We start from the raw sequence: 17,644 nt of genomic DNA on the forward strand, positions 1-17,644 counted from the left end.
TGTTTGTTGGTAACTACATTTTACCAAAGAGAGGTGTCTTTTTCTGTACTTTTAAGTTCAATATTCTAACTGATCTTTACGGTAAAAGGATAGAACGTCGTTCTTAGGGGTGCGAAACTTGAGTTATCTACATAATAACTCATATCATCATTGCTCAACTCCAACTGAGATAAGAGGTTTAATTCTGCTAGTGTATCTGCTGTTATGGGTTCTACAGATTCCTCTATTTTACTTAGCTCTGCTTCACGGATTGTTTCAATTTTCTCCTTCAACGTTTTAGCTTTATTATATAACAATTCACTATTTTTCTGCTTTTTGCTTGATAGCACTTGATCTACCTCTACTGGTCCTTTTAACCCTTCATTTACTTTCTTGCTTAAGTCCTCTTGCTCTTTCTTGTATTCAGTAGTTAGGTTATAAGATTCCTCGATGAAACTTTCCACTTCTTTGTTCAATTCTTCTAATGTCATTATTTATTTCTCCTTTTATATTAGTTTTTAGTGCAATGATTCATGCAACTATTACCAGTACACGTCTCCAAACTGTTGATGTATCAATGATTGATATACGTTAGTTTAGAGACACATACTCTACCTATCCATGTTTCCTCTTCTTTCTCTATCCATTATCCATGCGGCTTGTTCTAATATTCGTGGTATATCACTGTCTGAATGATTTTCGATTTTTTCTATATGAAGAGTAACGCCGTTGTCGTTTCGTATCGTTTTGGATTGAGAAACGGGTGCTGACTGGATCACACTTGGCGAACTTGCCATTCGTGATGTGCCTAGAGCAAGTTCAGGCGTCGTTACTTTCATCATATTCCCAGTCATCTTATTCAAGGCATCATAAACGACTTGTGCTTTGTCTTCGATTCCGTCTGCTATCCCTTCCGGAATCCAGCGCCCTACATCGTCTTTCATGACTTTTGATGGACTATTGATCCGTAGCGCCCTTTGCATGGTAGACGCGACACTCGCAGCTATGTTGTTAGCTGTATTTATGACTCTCGCTCGTCCGGATAAAAGACCTGCATTCAATCCGCTCATTGCGCTGACACCGATAGATCTAAACCGAGCAGGCGTACTGTTAAACGGTGTGACAAGTTGAGTCGATGTAGTGGCCATCAATCTAACTTGTTGAGTTGAACCAGTTCGCAATCTATCGAACATTTGTTTCATAGCGTTCTGCACTACAGGTGGCAGTTGTTTGAGTGACCGCTCTATCTCTTTTACCGATCGGTCATAGTCTTTAGTTATGTTTTGGAAGTTCCGAGCGGAATCAGTCTGGATATTCTGTAACATTTTCTCGATCGCCTGTATGACTTTAGATGTTCCATCGTTAATACCTAAAGCTAGCCCTTCAGCGATATTCACTCCAAACTCTTTAAAGACAGTAGACGGACTGTTAATACCTAGAGTTGCTTTCGTAGCGTCTCTCACATCTTCACCCATTCGCTCGGATGCCTTTTCAGCTTCGATTGATTGCTGACTAATGCCACCAGCTAAACCTTCCGCAACATTTCCGCCTAGGCCTTCAAAATCAGCTGATTTAATCTGATCAGACAGAGCCGATTCAGTATCTGTTACTAAATGACCAACTGCGTCTAAAACCCCTGATTCTTCAATTCCTAGAGATTTTGAGAGTGCATCGGTTGCTACATTACCACCTTCAGAGAAAGCACTGCTGAGGCGCTCTAATTCCTCATCAGAAGCATTGACCAAAGCATTAACATGGCCAGCTGATTCAGGACCTGCAGCACGCAATGTTTCAAGCAAGCCTTCATCGACACCACGTTCAGCTAAAGTAGCGATGTTCTCGGACCATTCCGTAATGATTCTTTGGTTTTCTTCCAAGTTTTTAGCCATTTCAGAGGCTGTTATTTCAGCTTCTTCATTCAAGGTGTCAAACATGTCTGTAGCCGCTGCTTTGTAGTCCTCCCAACTAGCTTTCATGCCTTCGACAGTCTGCTGTTGAGCTTCAGACAACTCAGAAAAGAGTATCGTTTGCTTTCCTACGCTATCTTCAGTAGCGGCTGATATGTTTTCCATAGCCACGGTTAACTGTTCTTCTGTCGCTTCATACTCGCCTCTTAGGGTCTGTTGTCTTTCTTCCAAAGCGCCTTGAGTTTCATTTAACTCTTCCATTGCAGCGCTGTGTTCTTTCCCTTTGACTGTGCCTTCTTCGAGTTTCTGATTCCACTCTTCACGCAATTTATTTGTTTCAGCCAGTTGCTGTTCAATCTGATCACGTTCCTCAGCTATTTCAGTAAGTCTTTCCTGAGCAGCTATACCAGCTTCTTCTTCTTTCATTAGATCGACTCTCGCTCTTATCTGCTCATTAGAAAGACTCATCATATCGGCTTCATCGCTGTATGATAAGCCTAGTCCTTCTATACGACCATTTAACTGCTCAACATATCCAGCTAACATTTCTTTATCTGCAGCAGATTTGTTTTCTTGTTCAGATAGTTTTGTTATCCGTTCGACTAAATCATCAGTACCAGCAGCATACGATTCCATGCTCTTTAATTGCCGTTCATAAGATCCAGAAGAATCTTCAATAGAACTACTTAAATCACCATTAACTTCAGCTAATTGTTCAGTTTCAGTCGCTAGTCGTTTACCTTCTTCAGTAGCTTTATTAAATATTTTGTTCAGAGTTGCTAATACAGCAACTGTTGCCCCTGCTGCTACAACAAACGCCCCAAAAGGTGTAAGCAACATCATTGCATTCATTGCTGCTACTGCTTTTGTTTTTAAAAGAACAGCCGCAGTGGCAAGTTTTAGATTGCCAGTTATCACTCCTAAAACAACATTCTTTGCTGTTAGAACTGATGTACTAGCTAGGTTAGCAGCAATATAACCCGCTGTAGTGGAGCTGCTAGCTAATTCAGCAGCCGTTTTAGCTTTAGTCAATGCTGTAATCTTAGCCATTACTACGCTTGCAGATTCCATAGCTACCCTATTAGCTTCAATAGCGGTTCTAGCTTTATTTATCGCTGTCAAAGCCACATAAGCAGTTGCTAAACTTACAATGGCTGGTGTCAGAAATTTAACCACCGGAAGAGCGTTTTGTACTCCTACATAAAACATTTCAATATATGGGATAGAACTATTTATTGCAGTGTTAAACATACTGAAAGCTGAAGAGACGACATCTTTTAACGAGTTTAAATTTTGAGCTATATTTTTACCTGTGAATTTCTCAGATAACTGATCAAAATTATCTATAGTTCCAGCAACCCCATTCGCAATTGCAGTGCGAATATTAGCCCAAGAAGTTTGAATTCCTTCACTTCCAGTAAGAGCTCGTTCTGCAAATCCTCCTACTGCCTGGTCCATTTCGATCATTCGATTATTGAATTGTCTAAAGGTTATATCTCCACTCTTAAGCGCATCATATAAGTCATTTTGAGCTGCTTCTCCTGCAAATCCAAAAGATTCTGCCACCTCATTAAGAGCTGTACCCATGGTTGTTTGGAGTGTTCTCCAGGACTGTAGATCAACTTCTCCCTTTGATAGCATTTGCAGATATTGTTGCAAGCCACGCTCTGCTTCACCAGTGCTTGATCCAGAGGCTAAAAAAGCATTGTTAAGCGCAAGAGTTGTATCTACGGCACCGTCAAGGTCTTTTGTCATAGTTGCTATGCCTCGTGCTGTTGTAACAACATCTTGAAGCGGAGTAGGTAAGCCAGTGACTCCGTCACGCAAACGCTCAATAGCCGCTGTTGATTCTTCTGTACTAAATCCCACTTGTTCCATAACTCTTGGGAATTGATTCATGGTGTCGAATCGTTTAATGGCTGTATCCATGGATGAAGCTAAAATTTTAAAAGCAGCAGCCCCCAACTTCACTAAACCAAGCGAAACAACTAAGTCTTTTATCCCTCGTTCAGTCTTCTTCGCACCTTCGCCAGCCCTACCAGCGTCCTTTTCAAGGCCTCTAAGGGCATCAGAACCCGCTTCTACCTGTTTGCCATTAACTTCGATAGCGATACTGATTTTACCGTCTGACATCTAGTTCACCTCCTTTTATATTCTTTGATCTTAGCGGTTAAGTTCTTATTGATTGCCACGAAAATATCCAAATTATCCAAAACCGATGGAGACTGCTCGTAAATTCGTTCATAGGATCCTGGTCCTAATAATGAATCAAAGGCCTCTCCTAGTTTTTTATTCAGCAATTTGATCTGTTTGTCTTCATCCTGACTACCTTTTTCAAATTCACCCAGCCACTTCATCAATTCTTCCTTGTGTCTGGTCAATTCCTTTTCAAATTTTGGTTGCTTCAATTTTCTCCTATAAAAATAAAATTCAGCTGTACCAATTTTTATAGGTATTTGACTATTCTTTTCTTTAACTTTCACTAAGCCACCTCCTTTTGGTATATTTATGATCTAACTGCAGCTTTTCATGCAACTATTACCTCCTGTTATGCCCGTTCACTTCACCTTTCGCTTTGGCATCCCCCCTTTCACTTCCACAGTATCGAGACAGACTAACTCGCTACTGGTTCAAACTAATAGATTTTAATTTTTCTACTCGTTTACTCATATTCGTGATAGAGTGCTGAAGCGGTATAATAGCCTGCTGACGCTCTTTTTCGTTACGGATGATATAATACCCGTAATTGCCTTCTTTACGCCCTGCGCCTATTGGTATGCCATGGTTAAGTATCAAGATATGAATGACTGACATAACTTCCCGTTGAGAGAGACCCGTGCGCTCTGCAATCTCTTTTGATTTAACCGGTCGTTTGTTGCCTTTAGGTATCTGTCTTAAAACTTCTTTCTGGATAATGCTTAAATCGTTGGTTAACATGTAACATTCCTCTTTTCATTGGTTTTTGCCTCCTGTCATTTTTCCCTTTAACATTTTTGATTCTAATTTTTAACTTAAATCGTTCGATGTCGAACGTTATCCACTTTCCCTTTAAATAAATTGTGATTCTAAAATATGCAACGTTGCTTATTTTGATTTAATACTAGGAGAGGGCATTTAAGCCCCCTCTCAGCTTATTTCACTGGTTGTTGACGCTTATCTACTGTTTCCTTAAATGTGACTGTATACCCCTTAGAATGAGCCAGTATCCTTGATATAATTCGTTCCCCATAAGCCTGTCTCAATTTTGCCCCGTCCAGGTTAGTGGTAATGATCGTTGAGCGGTTCTCTCTGGCCTGTAAGATACTGTTCAACTCTCTGATCGTGAAGTCTGAAGCAGTTTGTTTATGCTTTTCCGAAGAGCTGGTTTCTGCCCCTAAATCATCAATCATTAGTACATCACACTTTGCAGCATCTTTAGCTATCTTGTCTACGGTCTTAGCAAGGTAGGAATCATTATATCCTGCCCTACGTTCTTCCAGGAAAAATTGATAGTCTAAAAACATGCAGTGTTTATTGACATCTAGTTTTAAAATCTCTTTTAACATCCCCATGCCTAAAGTCGTCTTTCCTGCTCCAGCAACTCCGTTTAAGATAACGTGAACCTTCTGCCCTTCGTTGATAGCTAAAACCGCCTGACGGGCTATATTTAAGCCATTCTCCGTTTCTTTATCTACAACTTTGAAGTCTCTTAAATTACGCTTGAATATTTCTTTATCTTTAACAAGTGAAGAACCCTTCATCCGATGGACCGCTTTAGCCCGGTAGGCTCTCTCTGTCCATTCCTTTTGCTGCTCTCCTTCCTCTTCCTGCTTCTTGTTAGATATGCAGTGACTACAAAAGAGCTTTTCCATGCCCTCGACTTTTTTGCCTGTCATATACTCACCGCATGTCTCACACTGCTGATCTGACCGGTAAAATAGTTTGCCGTATTGTGTAAACGTCTCTATCATTGGTTAGCTCCTTTCAAAATGGTAGATTACTGTACCTGTCGTCCGTTGGTGTTGGCTCGTATAGATCATAATCATCAGACCAACATCCTTGAGTAAGCCATGTCGTAGGATGCTTAATATACTTTTTAGGTGTATCTTTTTGGTCAACCTCTAAAGCATATTTTTTAACACCTTCCATGATCTCCTCAAAAGTAGCTTCATTCTCGTCTATTACTTTCTCAAATAACTTAGCTGCTTTCTGTTTTGATTTCTTGTTAGGGTAGACTTTCCAGAAGTCTTCAAAAGAAGCAGTCTCAGTATCAGATTCGCTTTGATCATCTATATATTCTTCTAGTTCTAAATCTAGTTCTGTTTCTAGTTCTATATCTGTGTTACCTTTTGTTACATCGGCATTACCTTGTAACGGTTCGTTGTTACTTTGTAACGTTTTTTTTTCTTTTCCTTATTATTACGGTGTTTTCTAACTCTCCTTGCTGAGTCAGTTTCACTCCCAATAAGGCTAGGAACATCATTCATAAACCCTTCATAATCTGAAGCCTGCATTAAGTTTTTTGAGAGTAAATATTGAATTGTAACTTCAACATTCTCAATATCCTCATCTATTTCAAGAGCCACTTCTTCAGCAAAAGTGTTTCCCACACCTTCAAACAAAATCTTTCCTTCATCTTTCAAGCTCATTAACATCATTTTTAAATAGATGATGGTATAGGTGTCTCCACCAGCTATTTTCCTGAGTAACTTTATTTCTTTCTGTCTGAAGAATTCTTCTTTAAGCTGTAACCAATAGTATCTCTTAGACAATATTCTAATTCTCCCTTCTAGCTAGTCCACTATCTGTTTGTTTAGATCATCAGCAATCAGTTTTTCAATATAGAGTATAACGCTAATATCGTTTACTTCATGGCCTTCTACAAGCCTTAAATAGTTCTTTAAATACTCCATGAGTGTCGTGCAACCAAACTTATGCTCTAGCGGACTTCCAGGTTTATTTAATAGCTCATAGACTTTATTTTCGTGCCTTGTAATACGGTTCATGAGATATTCAATGTTACGCTTCAAGAAAACTTCTTTGGTTTCTTCTTTTTCGCTTAACCGTTCAATTGTATTCTCAGCATCTTCTTCAATCATGTTCATATCTTCAAGCAGTCCATTTGTCAGCTCTGTAGTTTTTTTAACACTTAATTCTGATTGATCCATAGCTTCTAATATAAGTTGAATAGTTTCCGCTTTGTCTTTGACACTATTAATATTTTTTGTAAGGTTATTGGTTAAGTTCATTTTTAATTCGCTCCTCAGCTTTGATTTTTGAGCGATATTTTGATACAATATACAAATAGATATAGTTGTATCTAAGGTTATCGCATACCTTTTCCTTTGCCTATTGAGTTCTGCAAAACTCAAAGGCTTTTTTCTTTGTCTTTTTCTTGCTGATCGATCTTTTTAAGACCTTTCTTGATTCCTAGCATGTAGTACTTCTCGAAAGCGTAATCTATCTGAATGTACTCTTCTAAGCCTTCAAGAATAAGCTTTGCTTTTTCCTCTTCAGTCATTGTTATACTCCTTTCTCGCTTCTCTCCATTCATTCGCTGCTATCTTCATTGCTTTTTCAAAGAAGAACCCAACGAAGAAAAACATCGCCGCAATAATCATTATGACCTCTAACATTTCATCACCACCTTCATAGTATGAAGCTCCATACACTAAGAACTCCTCTAATTATTAAACCTAACGCTATAGCGCTTAAACCGATTAAAATACTCCATACAACAACATAAGCAAAAGCTTTTGTAATTCTTTCTTTAGCATTCATCTACTCACCTCTTTCAGTGCTATTTCAAGCTGACTTGTCTCCAAACAACAATAAGTTAGAGCCTATAACAACAGCGCTCTTTCTGGTTTTTCCGTACTTTTCTTTAAATAGTTGCATGTTTCGTTGCAACTAGTTCCCCTGCCCTGAGGATTTTGTTTATTTTTCGTATTCTTTTAAGAATTGTACGAGTGTCGGTTTATGAATAAATTTCTTTCCGCCTATTGTTATAGTTTTAAGTCCATGATCCTTAATGAAATTCTTTAGAGTATTGAAAGATATTCCAAGATAAGCAGCTGCTTCTTTAAAAGTGAAAAACTCCTTAGAGTTGATTTCTTGCCTGCTTAGTTCATGCAGCACTTCTTTAGCAGATTTGATAAACAAAGCTTGTATTTGTTGTTCTAACTCTTCTGAAACATCTAGACTGAGTTTAGCCATAATTAACCATCTCCTTCGAAACTTTTTGCTACTTTTTTGCTAAAAAAAATCTCGTCAATTGTTATATCATTTGACACTTCTTTAAATAAATCTCTAATAATTTCTTTCTCTCGGTCGTTAAATGAGTATTTTCCGTTCTCTTTATCTGAGTACGCTTGTCTAGAAATGCCTAATTTAGAAGCCATTTCTTTTTGAGTCAATCCTAGCCAAACTCTATATCCTTTAACTTTATCCACTTCAGTTCCTCCTTATGCTACTTTTTGCTACTTACAAATGAAGTGTAGCATCTAGCTTTCTTAATGTCAAGTAATACTTGCTACTTTTTGCTATTTACTGTAGAATCTATTTATCAATAGATGGTAGGAGGTGTTGTAGTGTCAAATTTTAGTATAGGAAGTCGGATAAAGAAGATTAGACAAGATAAAGGTTTGAATCAATCTGAATTTGGTAAATTGGTACTCCATGCCCATAAAAGTTTAGTTTCGAAATGGGAAAAAGGACAAAACTTACCTAACAACGAAAGACTCAAAAAAATAGCAGAACTTGGCAATACCACAGTAGAGTATCTTTTAACCGGGAGAGAAGCTAGAGATTTAGAAGATAACCCTATACCTATAAACTTAAGATTACATGAGTATAGTTTTATAAAGCATCATACAGTAACGCCTGGCGAGTCAATCGGTATTATTTTATATTCGATTCTAGAACTTACTCAAAATGATGATTACCACTACAGTAGTCTTCGTTCAATTATCGAATTAAAGCAATTCGACTTACAAAATAAGTTATTACTTGTAACAGTTTATATTGACAACTTAAGTATTAATAAGTTCTATAACTTAGTTTCTGACTTAGAATTAAAGTCCAGCTTTAATAGTGAAGATCATCATATCAAAAGTGATGGTAAGAATTATAGTTTCTTAAGCACATATCTTAATCAGAAAGATGTCAATTCAGATAATAGCAATATTTATTTAGACTTTAGCAAAGACTTTAGTAATGTTCTTGTTAAAATAATTCGAGATATGAACAATACACCAAACGAGATTAAGTGTAACTTTAATTTTGTCTATTTCAATGATCATACTACTGAAACAAAAACAATAAACGTACAGATAATTAAATAAGTTTAACCCTTATACATACCCCGGCCCTGAGGTATACAAGGGAGAGAAACACCATGTTAAAGATAAAAAGTTACACTAAGAAAGACGGTAAAACCTATTACAAGTTCCAGACATACCTGGGAACAGACGAAACTGGGAAAATAGTTAGAGCTGCAAGGCAAGGCTTCACATCAAAGGCTGCAGCACGTAAAAAGGCTATGGAGTTAAAAGCGGAGTACCAGGAATCAGGCTATCAGAAACCGACTTATGAGACCTTTGAAGAGATCTATAAGCTATGGTTTGAAGCTGTCTACCAGGATGAAGTAAGAGAGAGTACGGCTGTGAAAACGAAAGAATTGTTTAATAATCATATCCTAAAGGATCTAGGACCGATGAGGATTGCTGCTATTACACCGCAACACTGTCAGAGTGCAGTGATCAAGTGGAGTGGTAAAACATCAAAGACTAAGGTCATGAAGAACTACTGTCAGCGTATTTTCAATTATGCGAATGTCACACTAGGAATCATTAAGAACAACCCTATGCGTAATGTCGAAGTGCCTAAAACTAAGAACAGTAACAAAAGAGAGTTTGATTTTTATAATAAAGAGGAACTGAAAGAGTTTCTTGAAGCAGCCAAACAAGAACAAAACCCTAAATGGTTCGTACTGTTCCGGTTGCTGTCGTTTAGTGGAATGAGGAAAGGTGAGGCGCTGGGCTTGCAGTGGAATAAGATTAATTTCGAGGATAAGACTGTATCGATCGATCAGACACTGGCCAGAGGTGAAGAGGGAGAGTTAATCATCCAGGACACTAAAACATCGTCTGGTGAGCGTGTGATTTCTATAGATGATACAACCCTTAAGATACTGAAAGAATGGCGTACAACTCAGAGACTAGACTATTTAAAACTAGGTATGAACACAAATAAACCTGATCAGCCAGTGTTTACTAATCAGGAGAACAACTATATCCAACATGCTCATGTCACTACAGTCATGAATCGAATCATTAAGAAGCATGATCTAAAAAAGATCACTACTCATCAATTAAGACATTCACACTGTTCACTGTTATTTGAAGCCGGAGCAACGATCAAAGAAGTACAGGAACGCCTGGGCCATTCGTCCTATGAAGTGACCTTGAACATCTATACTCACGTTACACCGGAGAAAAAAGAAGAAACGGCTGATAAATTCGCTCAATACGTGGGCTTTTAAAGGTATATCTACATGCTTCAAGCTGAAACGGGCTTAGAATCGTCATTAGTAGCCGAGGTGAAAATACCCCACGGCTATCCGAGCGCAATTATGCACTGGGCAAAGGTAGAGAACGCAAAAAAGAGAGAGCAAATAGGTAGCCCCCTCTTCTCTACACATAGTCACAAAACAAAAAGTTTTGCAGTTCACTCGAACGTGTCCCACGAGTAAATTATACCACAAAGCCCGGACAAGTTCGCTGTCCGTACTCCGGACAACGATACACATGGTGTATCAATGTTTGAGAGTGAGCTTTAACTGATTGTTCAGATTCTGAACGAACAAATTGTGACTTGAGTCATATTTTGTTGACACGTGTCAACATTTGAGAGAGTGTGTTTAACAGGCTTTCCAAAACCCTACTCGGGTGGAAAATGTCTTATATTAATGTTTAAGGGCACTTTAACCAAATTATGCAACGTTGCTGAATTTATGTACTGCCAGCAACTAAAAAAAGAGTATCTATAATCACACTAGATACTCTTACTTTTACCCTTTTATACTCATTTTTCATAAGAACGTTCGTTTGTATGCAACAGTTATATGCAACAGTTCAAAAAAAGAAGCCCTATAACGTTGCCTGATTGCTGTCATATCAACGTTTATAAGACTTCTAAAATTTAAATGTATGGTCCCTACTGGGCTCGAACCAGTGACCCCTACCTTGTCGAGGTAGTGCTCTCCCAACTGAGCTAAGGAACCGTAATGGGCGATTACTTTTATAAGTATATAAGATTCCTTTCAGTTTGTAAACCTTTTTTCAAACTGAAAACAGTCCTTCCTTTTCTTTTTTCATAAAATCGTTCATAATAGACTAGAGATGATACGGAAGGACTCGATACCATGGATAAGACACATCTATCAAAATTTTACAAAAAATCACATACTGAAAAAATTGACTCACTCTTTTTAGCTGGAGTCATTTCAAAAAAAGAAAAAGACAGCCTGATGAGCCAGTCTCTCGACTTGGAAGTTGAAACGGGCAATCACATGATAGAAAACTACATCAGCAACTACTCTTTACCGATGGGGGTTGCTTTAAACTACGTCATCGATAAGGAAGAGCTTGTAGTTCCCATGGCAATGGAAGAGCCTTCTGTTATTGCGGCATCCAGCTTTGCGGCCAAAATTATCGGCTCAGCCGGCGGGTTCAAGACGACTGTTTCAAAAAGGCAGATGATTGGGCAAGTTACTTTGAAAAATGTAGCTGACTTGGATGAAGCAGTAAGAAAAGTCGAAGCAGCTGAAGAGTCCATCGTTGAACGGGCAAACGAAGCTTATCCATCCATCGTCGAGCGCGGGGGCGGGGCACGAAGCGTTTCTGTCCGTATTCTGGAAGATGATACTGACAGCGGCATCCCGACTTTCCTTTCGGTTCATGTTCACATTGATACTCAGGAAGCCATGGGGGCTAATATCGTGAACACTATGATGGAAGGCATTGCCCCTTACATTGAAGAACTGACCGGCGGAAAAGCACTCTTACGCATTCTGACTAACTACGCCACAGAATGTCTGGCCACGGCGACTTGTGAGATTCCTGTTCATAAACTGAAAACGGGTGAATTTTCCGGTGAAGAAGTCAGAGACCGCATCATTGAAGCAACGCAGGTGGCAACCATTGACCCTTACCGGGCAGTGACCCACAATAAAGGCATTATGAATGGAGTAGATGCCGTGATAGTAGCCACAGGTAATGACTGGCGTGCTATCGAAGCGGGAGTCCATGCTTATGCCAGCCGATCCGGCCAGTACCGCTCACTGACCAAATGGTCCAAAAACGAGAAAGGTGACCTGGTCGGCGAACTGACTCTGCCCTTGCCAATCGGGACCGTCGGTGGATCCATTTCCATCCACCCTGCTGCCAAACTAGCCCATTCAATTCTGAACAACCCGAAAGCACACAAACTTGAACGGGTTATTGTGTCGGTCGGACTAGCTCAGAATTTCGCGGCCGTACGTGCTCTGGTAACGGAAGGCATTCAAAAAGGCCATATGGGACTTCATGCACGGTCTCTGGCCATCAGTGCCGGAGCCAAAGGCGATCACGTCCAGCAGGTCGCGGATATTCTAAAGAAATCAAAGCATAAAAACCTGCAGCGAGCCAAAAATATCCTGCTTAATATTCTAGATGAATTCGATAGATAAAAGTAATTACTAACACATTAAAAACTATCCCGAAGGAGACAAGACGTCTCTTTTTAGGATAGTTTTTTTCGTCGGTGTTTCTTGATACGTTTTTTAGGATTGATAATACTGGCCACAATAATTAGTATGATAGCTTCAGTCAGTACATATGACGCCCAGACTCCGTCCATTGCAAAGAAGTAGCTCAAAATAACCGCTAGCGGAATGATAATCAAGCCGCCTCTCATCAGTGAAAAGAGCAGCGCTCTGTTTGGCTGATCAGTTGCGCCAAAGTAGCTTGTTAGAATCGTATTCATACCGGCAAAGATGAAGCCGGCAAAGTAGATAAACAGCCCGTTTCTGGCCATCAGTGCTATATGCTGATTCTGCTCGCTGTTAAATACTGCTATAATCTGCTCATAGAAGGCAAGCGTGCCTCCATAAACACTCAAACTCAACACTAAAGTGGTCATTAAAGATAAGAACAGAACCTGTTTCATCTGCTTCAAGCTGTTCTGGCCGTAACTTTCACTCAGTAACGGCTGTGCCCCTTGAGCCACCCCAGCAAAGAGGGACATGACTACGAAAGATATATTGGCAATAATGCCGTAAGCAGCCAGGCCACTGTTGCCTTCAAGACTGAAAATCAGCGTATTGAAGGCAAACATGACAATGGATGCAGACAATTCATTGATAAAAGCTGACGCCCCCAGGTAAGTCACGTCTCGTACTACCCAGCCTTCTATCTTCTGAAAGGTCAATTTCAACTGGTTTTTTGGTCTGAAAAAGTGAATGGACAGAATGCCCAGACTGATAATCGGTGACACACTTGTTGCCAAGGAAGCCCCAAACATGCCCATCTGCAGTGGAAAGATAAAGATATAGTCGAGAATAACATTAATAACGCTCCCGATAACCATCCCGTACATAGCCAGTGAAGGATCGCCGTCATTTCTGACAAAAGACAAGAGCATATTATTTACGACAAAGAAGGGCGCAAAGGTCAGAATCGTTCGTAAATAAACAGAGGTCATTTCAAATGTTTCCGCATCTGCTCCAAGTACTCTTGCCAGTGGATTCGCTCCTAAATTTCCTCCCAGCATAAACAGCAGGCCCATACTCAAAGCAAAGAGAAAAGTCTGGGAATAGACGCGTTTAGCTTGAACTGCTTTTCCACGCGCCATCAATATACTATACCGTGTGGCCCCACCTAGACCTAGCATCAGACCGAAACCGTGAATCACGCCAAATGCGGGTATGCTCAAATTCAATGCAGCAATCCCATTTGGCCCCAAGGCCTGTGCGATGAACAAAGTATCGGCTAGGATATAAAAGGAAATCCCCAGCATTCCAAGCATATTCAAACTCACATATTTAAAAAATAATTTAATACTGTGCTGCATACTTATTCCTCCGACACCCAAATTAATCTTAGACTAGCTTACCCGGTGTATTAGAGAAAGTCAATTTCCATTTCTGCTCACGAATAAAATAAGGCTGTTTAACCAATGGCTATGAGTTTTTTTCAGAAGACAGTTGTCATATAATCAAGTTACAGCTTACCCACCCTCTTATCAGTCCGATATCCTGCAAATTCTGAAAAAGGAAAGGATGACGTGTAAATGAACCTCACACCGTATTTAATGCTGGATGGAAACGCCAAAGAAGCCGCTCATTTCTATGCAGAGGTCTTTGATGCAGCCATCGAAAGCATAGAATTCCTAAAAGACTGGCCACAGGAATACGAAGGTGACATTCCCAAGGAGCTCGTAAATAATGTCATGCATGCACACGTAAAAATCGGCAGTGCCAACTTGATGCTGGCAGATGTTTTTCCCGGCGACAGTTATACCCCTGGATCAGCCATCTCCTTGATGGTTGACTTCAAAGAAAAAGCAGAAGCAAAGCAGATTTACGACAAGTTATCTTTGGACGGTTCTGTCACCTTTTCTTTCAAAGAAACAAGTTTCAGCCCGGGCTATGCTCAAGTTAAAGACAAATACGGTATAGACTGGCAGATTATTACCGATTCAGCCGAAATGGTCTAGCCCTTTTAAATAGTTACTGAAAAAAAGAGTTATCGCTAGAAACTAACGGTAACTCTTTTATCAATATGATTGTATCTGCCTTATAAGAAAGTCATCGCATTATTTTCCCAGACGAATTCATAAAATGCTCGTGTTTCAGCTGCAGTCATCCAGTCGTTATCCCAGGATGTGTATAAGCCTTTTTTGATGAACACATCATACTCTAAGCCATGCGCGAACTTCGCCGTGGCATCTACACAGTATTGCGTCTCCGCACCACAGATTTCGATACTTTTAACGTTCAACTTATTTAAGGTATATTTTAATTCAGTTTTATAAAATGCGTTCGGGTGCTGTTTATCGATGAAACAGTCTGACTGATTACTATTCAGCTCAGGTATAACCTGCCATTTATCAGTCTCTTTTGTTAAATAGTCATCAGTATGGCGGACAAATATGATAGCTTTACTGTCTTCTCTGTATGCGGCAATGCGCTCGTTGATTTTAGAAACAAGGGAGTCAAAATCAGGAATGATCTGGTCTTCATAGTGGCAGACGCCATTTTGCATATCAATAACCAGCAAAACATCAGCAGTTTTCATAAGCCGAACCTCTTTTCTTATGGTCTGACCGCCAGAGAGGCAGTCCCGAAACAGCATACTCTTCTACCAAGAGTATATAACACTTGTTCAGGATAAAAAAGAATGACACCTGTATACTGACACTATTTAGAAAAGGAGATGAAATAATGGATGATAATAAAATGGGACCCGTTTACTTTATTTCTTTGGGACCAGTGACCGGAAGTGCGCTTGGTATACTCATCAGCCTCCTTTTCCCATCCCTGACGTTACCCATGGGGATTGGTTTAGGCGCTGGACTTGGTCTCCTGATAGGCACCATGCTCTTCAACGTGTTTCATAAGACAGACGAGGATGAGGATAATTTGACTTGACGGTATTTTTACTGGTATTCCTTTTACCTGAAAGCTCAAATGATTAGTATGACTGAGTTTGAAGGTAAATCTGCTTATGTTCAGACTCCACTTATTTATTCATATGAGATTGAACGTAAAGGTTGATGCTTCAAGGCTCGACTGTTTTTCCCTGCTGAGTCTTGAAGTAAAACGATTTACTTCCAATCTCAAATGGATTTCCTCACTGAGTCTAAAATTGAAAGATATACCTCAATTATGCAAAAACCCGACCAGCATGGGCTGTGTCGGGTTTCCTATTTGTTTAATATAGTAAAGGCCTAGCCGTTCACCAGTCGCTCACGCAGCTTATTGGAGAATATCTCCACTGCCAATATGAGGATAACGAGTCCGATTAGGATAGAGCCAACTTCACTCCATCTGTAAGCACGCATGGCAAAAATCAGTGGTGCACCGATTCCTCCGGCACCAACCAGTCCTAAAATCGTTGCATCACGCAGGTTCATGTCGTAACGGTAAATCGTCACGGACAAGAAGCTCGAGAACAGCTGCGGCAAGACGCCGTAGCGGATTTTTTCATAGGTATTACAGCCCATGGACGTCATGGCTTCCAGAACACCACGGTCCAGATTTTCAATAACATCAACATACAAACGGGAAATCATCCCAATCGAGGTCAGTGACATCGTCAGCACACCGGCATAAGGACCGGGACCTGTTACTCGAATGAACATCAGACCGTAAACCAATGATGGAATGGTTCGAATAAAGATAACGACTAGACGGGTGACAAAAGCAACCGGTCTTGAAACAATGCTTGGTGACATCAAAAATGAAATAGGTATAGCCAGGAAAGATCCGAAAACTGTCCCTAAAAAAGCAATGGCAATCGTTTCAAACAAGAGTGACGGAACGCCCCCTCCTGATGTAAAGTCAAACAGGAAGCCGAGGTCCGGTGAAAACAGACCACTGAAGATATTCGAGGCAATCTGTGTTCCCCGCTGATCAAAGCCGGTAATATTGACTCCCATGAAAGACCAGATGATAAGAGCAACTAAAATGATGCCGATAGTGGACAAATATAGTGTACGATTCGGTGCTTTTTCTAACTGTTGTTGAACTGATTTATTCATATTTGCTTGCTCCTTTCTATGTCAGTTTCATGCGGAAGTATTCACTGATGCGTTCAATTACAAAGACGACAACCATTAAAGTCAAGAGGACCATTCCCACACTCGGGTAGTCTCTCCAACCCAGTCGTTCATCCAGAAGCAGGCCAACCCCACCGGCTCCAACGTAACCTAAAATTGCCGCGTAACGAATATTCCCTTCAAAAGCATAGAGAGAAACAGATAGATAAGTTGGCAGGACGTCCGGCACAATCGCATAACGGAAGGCTTCTACTTTAGACAAACCCATCGATTCGTGTGCTTCAAAGGCTCCCATATCCACGTTTTCAATGTGTTCATACATTAATTTTCCAATATAAGAAAGAGTAAACAGGAAAATAGCAACGGTACCTGCCATCGTCCCCAGTCCGAAGATGAATGTCGCAATCAGAGCAGAAATCAACGTCGGCAAAGTACGCAAGATACTCAAGAACAGTTTGAAAAAGCCGTTCAATACACGGTTTTTTATAATATTGCTGGAAGACAGGAGTGCAAACGGAATCGCCAACAGCGCTCCCGCAATAGATCCTAAGAGTGACATTTGTATCGTATCAAACAGAGGGCCCCAGACATTACTCAAGAAATTCCAGTTTGGCGGAAACAAGTCAGTCAGGATAACGATGAACTGATAGCCTCTTGTACGTAAGAGAGACAAGTCAACGTTAGTAGCTTCCCATGAAACGACAGTCACAAACAGAACAACTAAAAGAACAAGTGGAACACGGGAGGCACGCTGCTTTACTTCTTTACCATTAGATAAGGTATAGGTTTTCGGTTTAAAAATCTTATCGTAAATTGTGTGCTGCATAGTCGCCCCTCCTCGTATAATAAGTTTGTAGTTAAGAATTGTTCTTAACTTAGTTGATTGATTAACTGTTTGAAAGAATGGAGCTTTCTCCCCCATGGGGGAGAAAAATTTCAAAAAGTCGCTTTTGATGATC

The 17,644-nt window shown here is 40.1% G+C and carries 21 protein-coding genes and 1 tRNA gene; 5 read left to right on the top strand and 17 right to left on the bottom strand.

The window, feature by feature from the left end; genetic code table 11:
* Positions 1–65: 65 nt before the first annotated feature.
* The 12 genes from ACYVLS_RS10545 to ACYVLS_RS10600 all read right to left on the bottom strand — a co-directional run bounded on the left by ACYVLS_RS10545 (position 66) and on the right by ACYVLS_RS10600 (position 8,317).
* Positions 66–470, bottom strand: coding sequence for a hypothetical protein (locus tag ACYVLS_RS10545; protein WP_460324294.1), 405 nt, complete (start codon positions 468–470; stop codon positions 66–68).
* Positions 471–590: 120 nt separating this feature from the next.
* Positions 591–4,019 (bottom strand): tape measure protein, encoded by a 3,429-nt coding sequence (locus tag ACYVLS_RS10550; RefSeq protein ID WP_460324296.1) that lies wholly within the window; start codon positions 4,017–4,019, stop codon positions 591–593.
* Between the two features lie 5 nt (positions 4,020–4,024).
* Positions 4,025–4,369, bottom strand: a complete 345-nt coding sequence (locus tag ACYVLS_RS10555; RefSeq protein WP_460324298.1) for a hypothetical protein — start codon at positions 4,367–4,369, stop codon at positions 4,025–4,027.
* A gap of 139 nt (positions 4,370–4,508) precedes the next feature.
* Positions 4,509–4,823, bottom strand: coding sequence for a hypothetical protein (locus tag ACYVLS_RS10560; RefSeq protein ID WP_460324300.1), 315 nt, complete (start codon positions 4,821–4,823; stop codon positions 4,509–4,511).
* 194 nt (positions 4,824–5,017) lie between these two features.
* The gene (locus ACYVLS_RS10565; protein ID WP_460324302.1) at positions 5,018–5,836 is read right to left on the bottom strand and encodes an AAA family ATPase; all 819 of its coding nucleotides are present in this window, start codon (positions 5,834–5,836) and stop codon (positions 5,018–5,020) included.
* Between the two features lie 381 nt (positions 5,837–6,217).
* A complete protein-coding gene (locus tag ACYVLS_RS10570) occupies positions 6,218–6,637 on the bottom strand; it encodes a phage replisome organizer N-terminal domain-containing protein (protein WP_460324304.1) in 420 nt (139 codons plus the stop codon).
* Between the two features lie 21 nt (positions 6,638–6,658).
* Positions 6,659–7,114 carry a hypothetical protein gene (locus tag ACYVLS_RS10575; RefSeq protein ID WP_460324306.1) on the bottom strand — a complete coding sequence of 152 codons (456 nt, stop codon included), beginning with the start codon at positions 7,112–7,114 and terminating at the stop codon, positions 6,659–6,661.
* Between the two features lie 119 nt (positions 7,115–7,233).
* Positions 7,234–7,386 carry a hypothetical protein gene (locus ACYVLS_RS10580; protein ID WP_460324308.1) on the bottom strand — a complete coding sequence of 51 codons (153 nt, stop codon included), beginning with the start codon at positions 7,384–7,386 and terminating at the stop codon, positions 7,234–7,236.
* A complete protein-coding gene (locus ACYVLS_RS10585) occupies positions 7,379–7,501 on the bottom strand; it encodes a hypothetical protein (protein WP_460324310.1) in 123 nt (40 codons plus the stop codon). The genes ACYVLS_RS10580 and ACYVLS_RS10585 overlap by 8 nt, the downstream gene beginning before the upstream one ends.
* Before the next feature lie 13 nt (positions 7,502–7,514).
* The gene (locus ACYVLS_RS10590; RefSeq protein ID WP_460324312.1) at positions 7,515–7,646 is read right to left on the bottom strand and encodes a hypothetical protein; all 132 of its coding nucleotides are present in this window, start codon (positions 7,644–7,646) and stop codon (positions 7,515–7,517) included.
* 156 nt (positions 7,647–7,802) lie between these two features.
* Entirely contained in the window at positions 7,803–8,081 is a 279-nt protein-coding gene (locus ACYVLS_RS10595) for a helix-turn-helix domain-containing protein (RefSeq protein WP_460324314.1), read from the bottom strand.
* A 2-nt stretch (positions 8,082–8,083) separates the two neighbouring features.
* Positions 8,084–8,317 carry a helix-turn-helix transcriptional regulator gene (locus ACYVLS_RS10600; RefSeq protein ID WP_460324316.1) on the bottom strand — a complete coding sequence of 78 codons (234 nt, stop codon included), beginning with the start codon at positions 8,315–8,317 and terminating at the stop codon, positions 8,084–8,086.
* A 138-nt stretch (positions 8,318–8,455) separates the two neighbouring features.
* Here ACYVLS_RS10600 and ACYVLS_RS10605 point away from each other — a divergent pair, with 138 nt between their 5' ends.
* Positions 8,456–9,208: a helix-turn-helix domain-containing protein gene (locus tag ACYVLS_RS10605; RefSeq protein ID WP_460324318.1), complete on the top strand. Its 753-nt coding sequence runs from the start codon at positions 8,456–8,458 to the stop codon at positions 9,206–9,208.
* Positions 9,209–9,261: 53 nt separating this feature from the next.
* Entirely contained in the window at positions 9,262–10,407 is a 1,146-nt protein-coding gene (locus ACYVLS_RS10610) for a tyrosine-type recombinase/integrase (protein ID WP_460324320.1), read from the top strand.
* Between the two features lie 668 nt (positions 10,408–11,075).
* Here ACYVLS_RS10610 and ACYVLS_RS10615 read toward each other — a convergent pair.
* Positions 11,076–11,148: transfer RNA gene (locus tag ACYVLS_RS10615), tRNA-Val, on the bottom strand.
* Between the two features lie 141 nt (positions 11,149–11,289).
* Here ACYVLS_RS10615 and ACYVLS_RS10620 point away from each other — a divergent pair.
* Positions 11,290–12,594, top strand: a complete 1,305-nt coding sequence (locus ACYVLS_RS10620) for a hydroxymethylglutaryl-CoA reductase, degradative (RefSeq protein WP_460324322.1) — start codon at positions 11,290–11,292, stop codon at positions 12,592–12,594.
* A 53-nt stretch (positions 12,595–12,647) separates the two neighbouring features.
* On the opposite strand, the gene ACYVLS_RS10625 is transcribed toward ACYVLS_RS10620, so the two are convergent.
* Positions 12,648–13,976 carry an MATE family efflux transporter gene (locus ACYVLS_RS10625; RefSeq protein WP_460324324.1) on the bottom strand — a complete coding sequence of 443 codons (1,329 nt, stop codon included), beginning with the start codon at positions 13,974–13,976 and terminating at the stop codon, positions 12,648–12,650.
* A gap of 219 nt (positions 13,977–14,195) precedes the next feature.
* On the opposite strand from ACYVLS_RS10625, the gene ACYVLS_RS10630 reads away from it, so the two are divergent.
* Positions 14,196–14,621, top strand: coding sequence for a VOC family protein (locus tag ACYVLS_RS10630; protein WP_460324326.1), 426 nt, complete (start codon positions 14,196–14,198; stop codon positions 14,619–14,621).
* Between the two features lie 80 nt (positions 14,622–14,701).
* On the opposite strand, the gene ACYVLS_RS10635 is transcribed toward ACYVLS_RS10630, so the two are convergent.
* Positions 14,702–15,202 carry a cysteine hydrolase family protein gene (locus ACYVLS_RS10635; RefSeq protein WP_460324328.1) on the bottom strand — a complete coding sequence of 167 codons (501 nt, stop codon included), beginning with the start codon at positions 15,200–15,202 and terminating at the stop codon, positions 14,702–14,704.
* A gap of 146 nt (positions 15,203–15,348) precedes the next feature.
* Between ACYVLS_RS10635 and ACYVLS_RS10640 the strand changes: the two genes are divergently transcribed.
* Complete coding sequence (locus ACYVLS_RS10640; protein WP_460324330.1) at positions 15,349–15,555, top strand: hypothetical protein; 207 nt, start codon at positions 15,349–15,351, stop codon at positions 15,553–15,555.
* Positions 15,556–15,854: 299 nt separating this feature from the next.
* Here the strand turns inward: ACYVLS_RS10640 and phnE (ACYVLS_RS10645) are convergent, their stop codons facing one another.
* Both phnE (ACYVLS_RS10645) and phnE (ACYVLS_RS10650) read right to left on the bottom strand, forming a co-directional pair.
* Complete coding sequence (phnE, locus tag ACYVLS_RS10645; protein WP_460324332.1) at positions 15,855–16,667, bottom strand: phosphonate ABC transporter, permease protein PhnE; 813 nt, start codon at positions 16,665–16,667, stop codon at positions 15,855–15,857.
* Between the two features lie 16 nt (positions 16,668–16,683).
* The gene (gene phnE / locus ACYVLS_RS10650; protein WP_460324334.1) at positions 16,684–17,511 is read right to left on the bottom strand and encodes a phosphonate ABC transporter, permease protein PhnE; all 828 of its coding nucleotides are present in this window, start codon (positions 17,509–17,511) and stop codon (positions 16,684–16,686) included.
* Positions 17,512–17,644 lie beyond the last annotated feature (133 nt).

The organism is Alkalibacterium psychrotolerans (assembly GCF_054784355.1).

Coding starts and splice junctions, on each gene's coding strand:
- phnE (WP_460324332.1), bottom strand. CDS start 16,667: ATGAATAAATCAGTTCAACAACAGTTAGAAAAAGCACCGAATCGTACA.
- ACYVLS_RS10585 (WP_460324310.1), bottom strand. CDS start 7,501: ATGTTAGAGGTCATAATGATTATTGCGGCGATGTTTTTCTTCGTTGGG.
- ACYVLS_RS10580 (WP_460324308.1), bottom strand. CDS start 7,386: ATGACTGAAGAGGAAAAAGCAAAGCTTATTCTTGAAGGCTTAGAAGAG.
- ACYVLS_RS10625 (WP_460324324.1), bottom strand. CDS start 13,976: ATGCAGCACAGTATTAAATTATTTTTTAAATATGTGAGTTTGAATATG.
- ACYVLS_RS10635 (WP_460324328.1), bottom strand. CDS start 15,202: ATGAAAACTGCTGATGTTTTGCTGGTTATTGATATGCAAAATGGCGTC.
- ACYVLS_RS10550 (WP_460324296.1), bottom strand. CDS start 4,019: ATGTCAGACGGTAAAATCAGTATCGCTATCGAAGTTAATGGCAAACAG.
- ACYVLS_RS10620 (WP_460324322.1), top strand. CDS start 11,290: ATGGATAAGACACATCTATCAAAATTTTACAAAAAATCACATACTGAA.
- ACYVLS_RS10640 (WP_460324330.1), top strand. CDS start 15,349: ATGGATGATAATAAAATGGGACCCGTTTACTTTATTTCTTTGGGACCA.
- ACYVLS_RS10560 (WP_460324300.1), bottom strand. CDS start 4,823: ATGTTAACCAACGATTTAAGCATTATCCAGAAAGAAGTTTTAAGACAG.
- ACYVLS_RS10575 (WP_460324306.1), bottom strand. CDS start 7,114: ATGAACTTAACCAATAACCTTACAAAAAATATTAATAGTGTCAAAGAC.
- ACYVLS_RS10630 (WP_460324326.1), top strand. CDS start 14,196: ATGAACCTCACACCGTATTTAATGCTGGATGGAAACGCCAAAGAAGCC.
- ACYVLS_RS10595 (WP_460324314.1), bottom strand. CDS start 8,081: ATGGCTAAACTCAGTCTAGATGTTTCAGAAGAGTTAGAACAACAAATA.
- ACYVLS_RS10565 (WP_460324302.1), bottom strand. CDS start 5,836: ATGATAGAGACGTTTACACAATACGGCAAACTATTTTACCGGTCAGAT.
- ACYVLS_RS10545 (WP_460324294.1), bottom strand. CDS start 470: ATGACATTAGAAGAATTGAACAAAGAAGTGGAAAGTTTCATCGAGGAA.
- ACYVLS_RS10610 (WP_460324320.1), top strand. CDS start 9,262: ATGTTAAAGATAAAAAGTTACACTAAGAAAGACGGTAAAACCTATTAC.
- phnE (WP_460324334.1), bottom strand. CDS start 17,511: ATGCAGCACACAATTTACGATAAGATTTTTAAACCGAAAACCTATACC.
- ACYVLS_RS10590 (WP_460324312.1), bottom strand. CDS start 7,646: ATGAATGCTAAAGAAAGAATTACAAAAGCTTTTGCTTATGTTGTTGTA.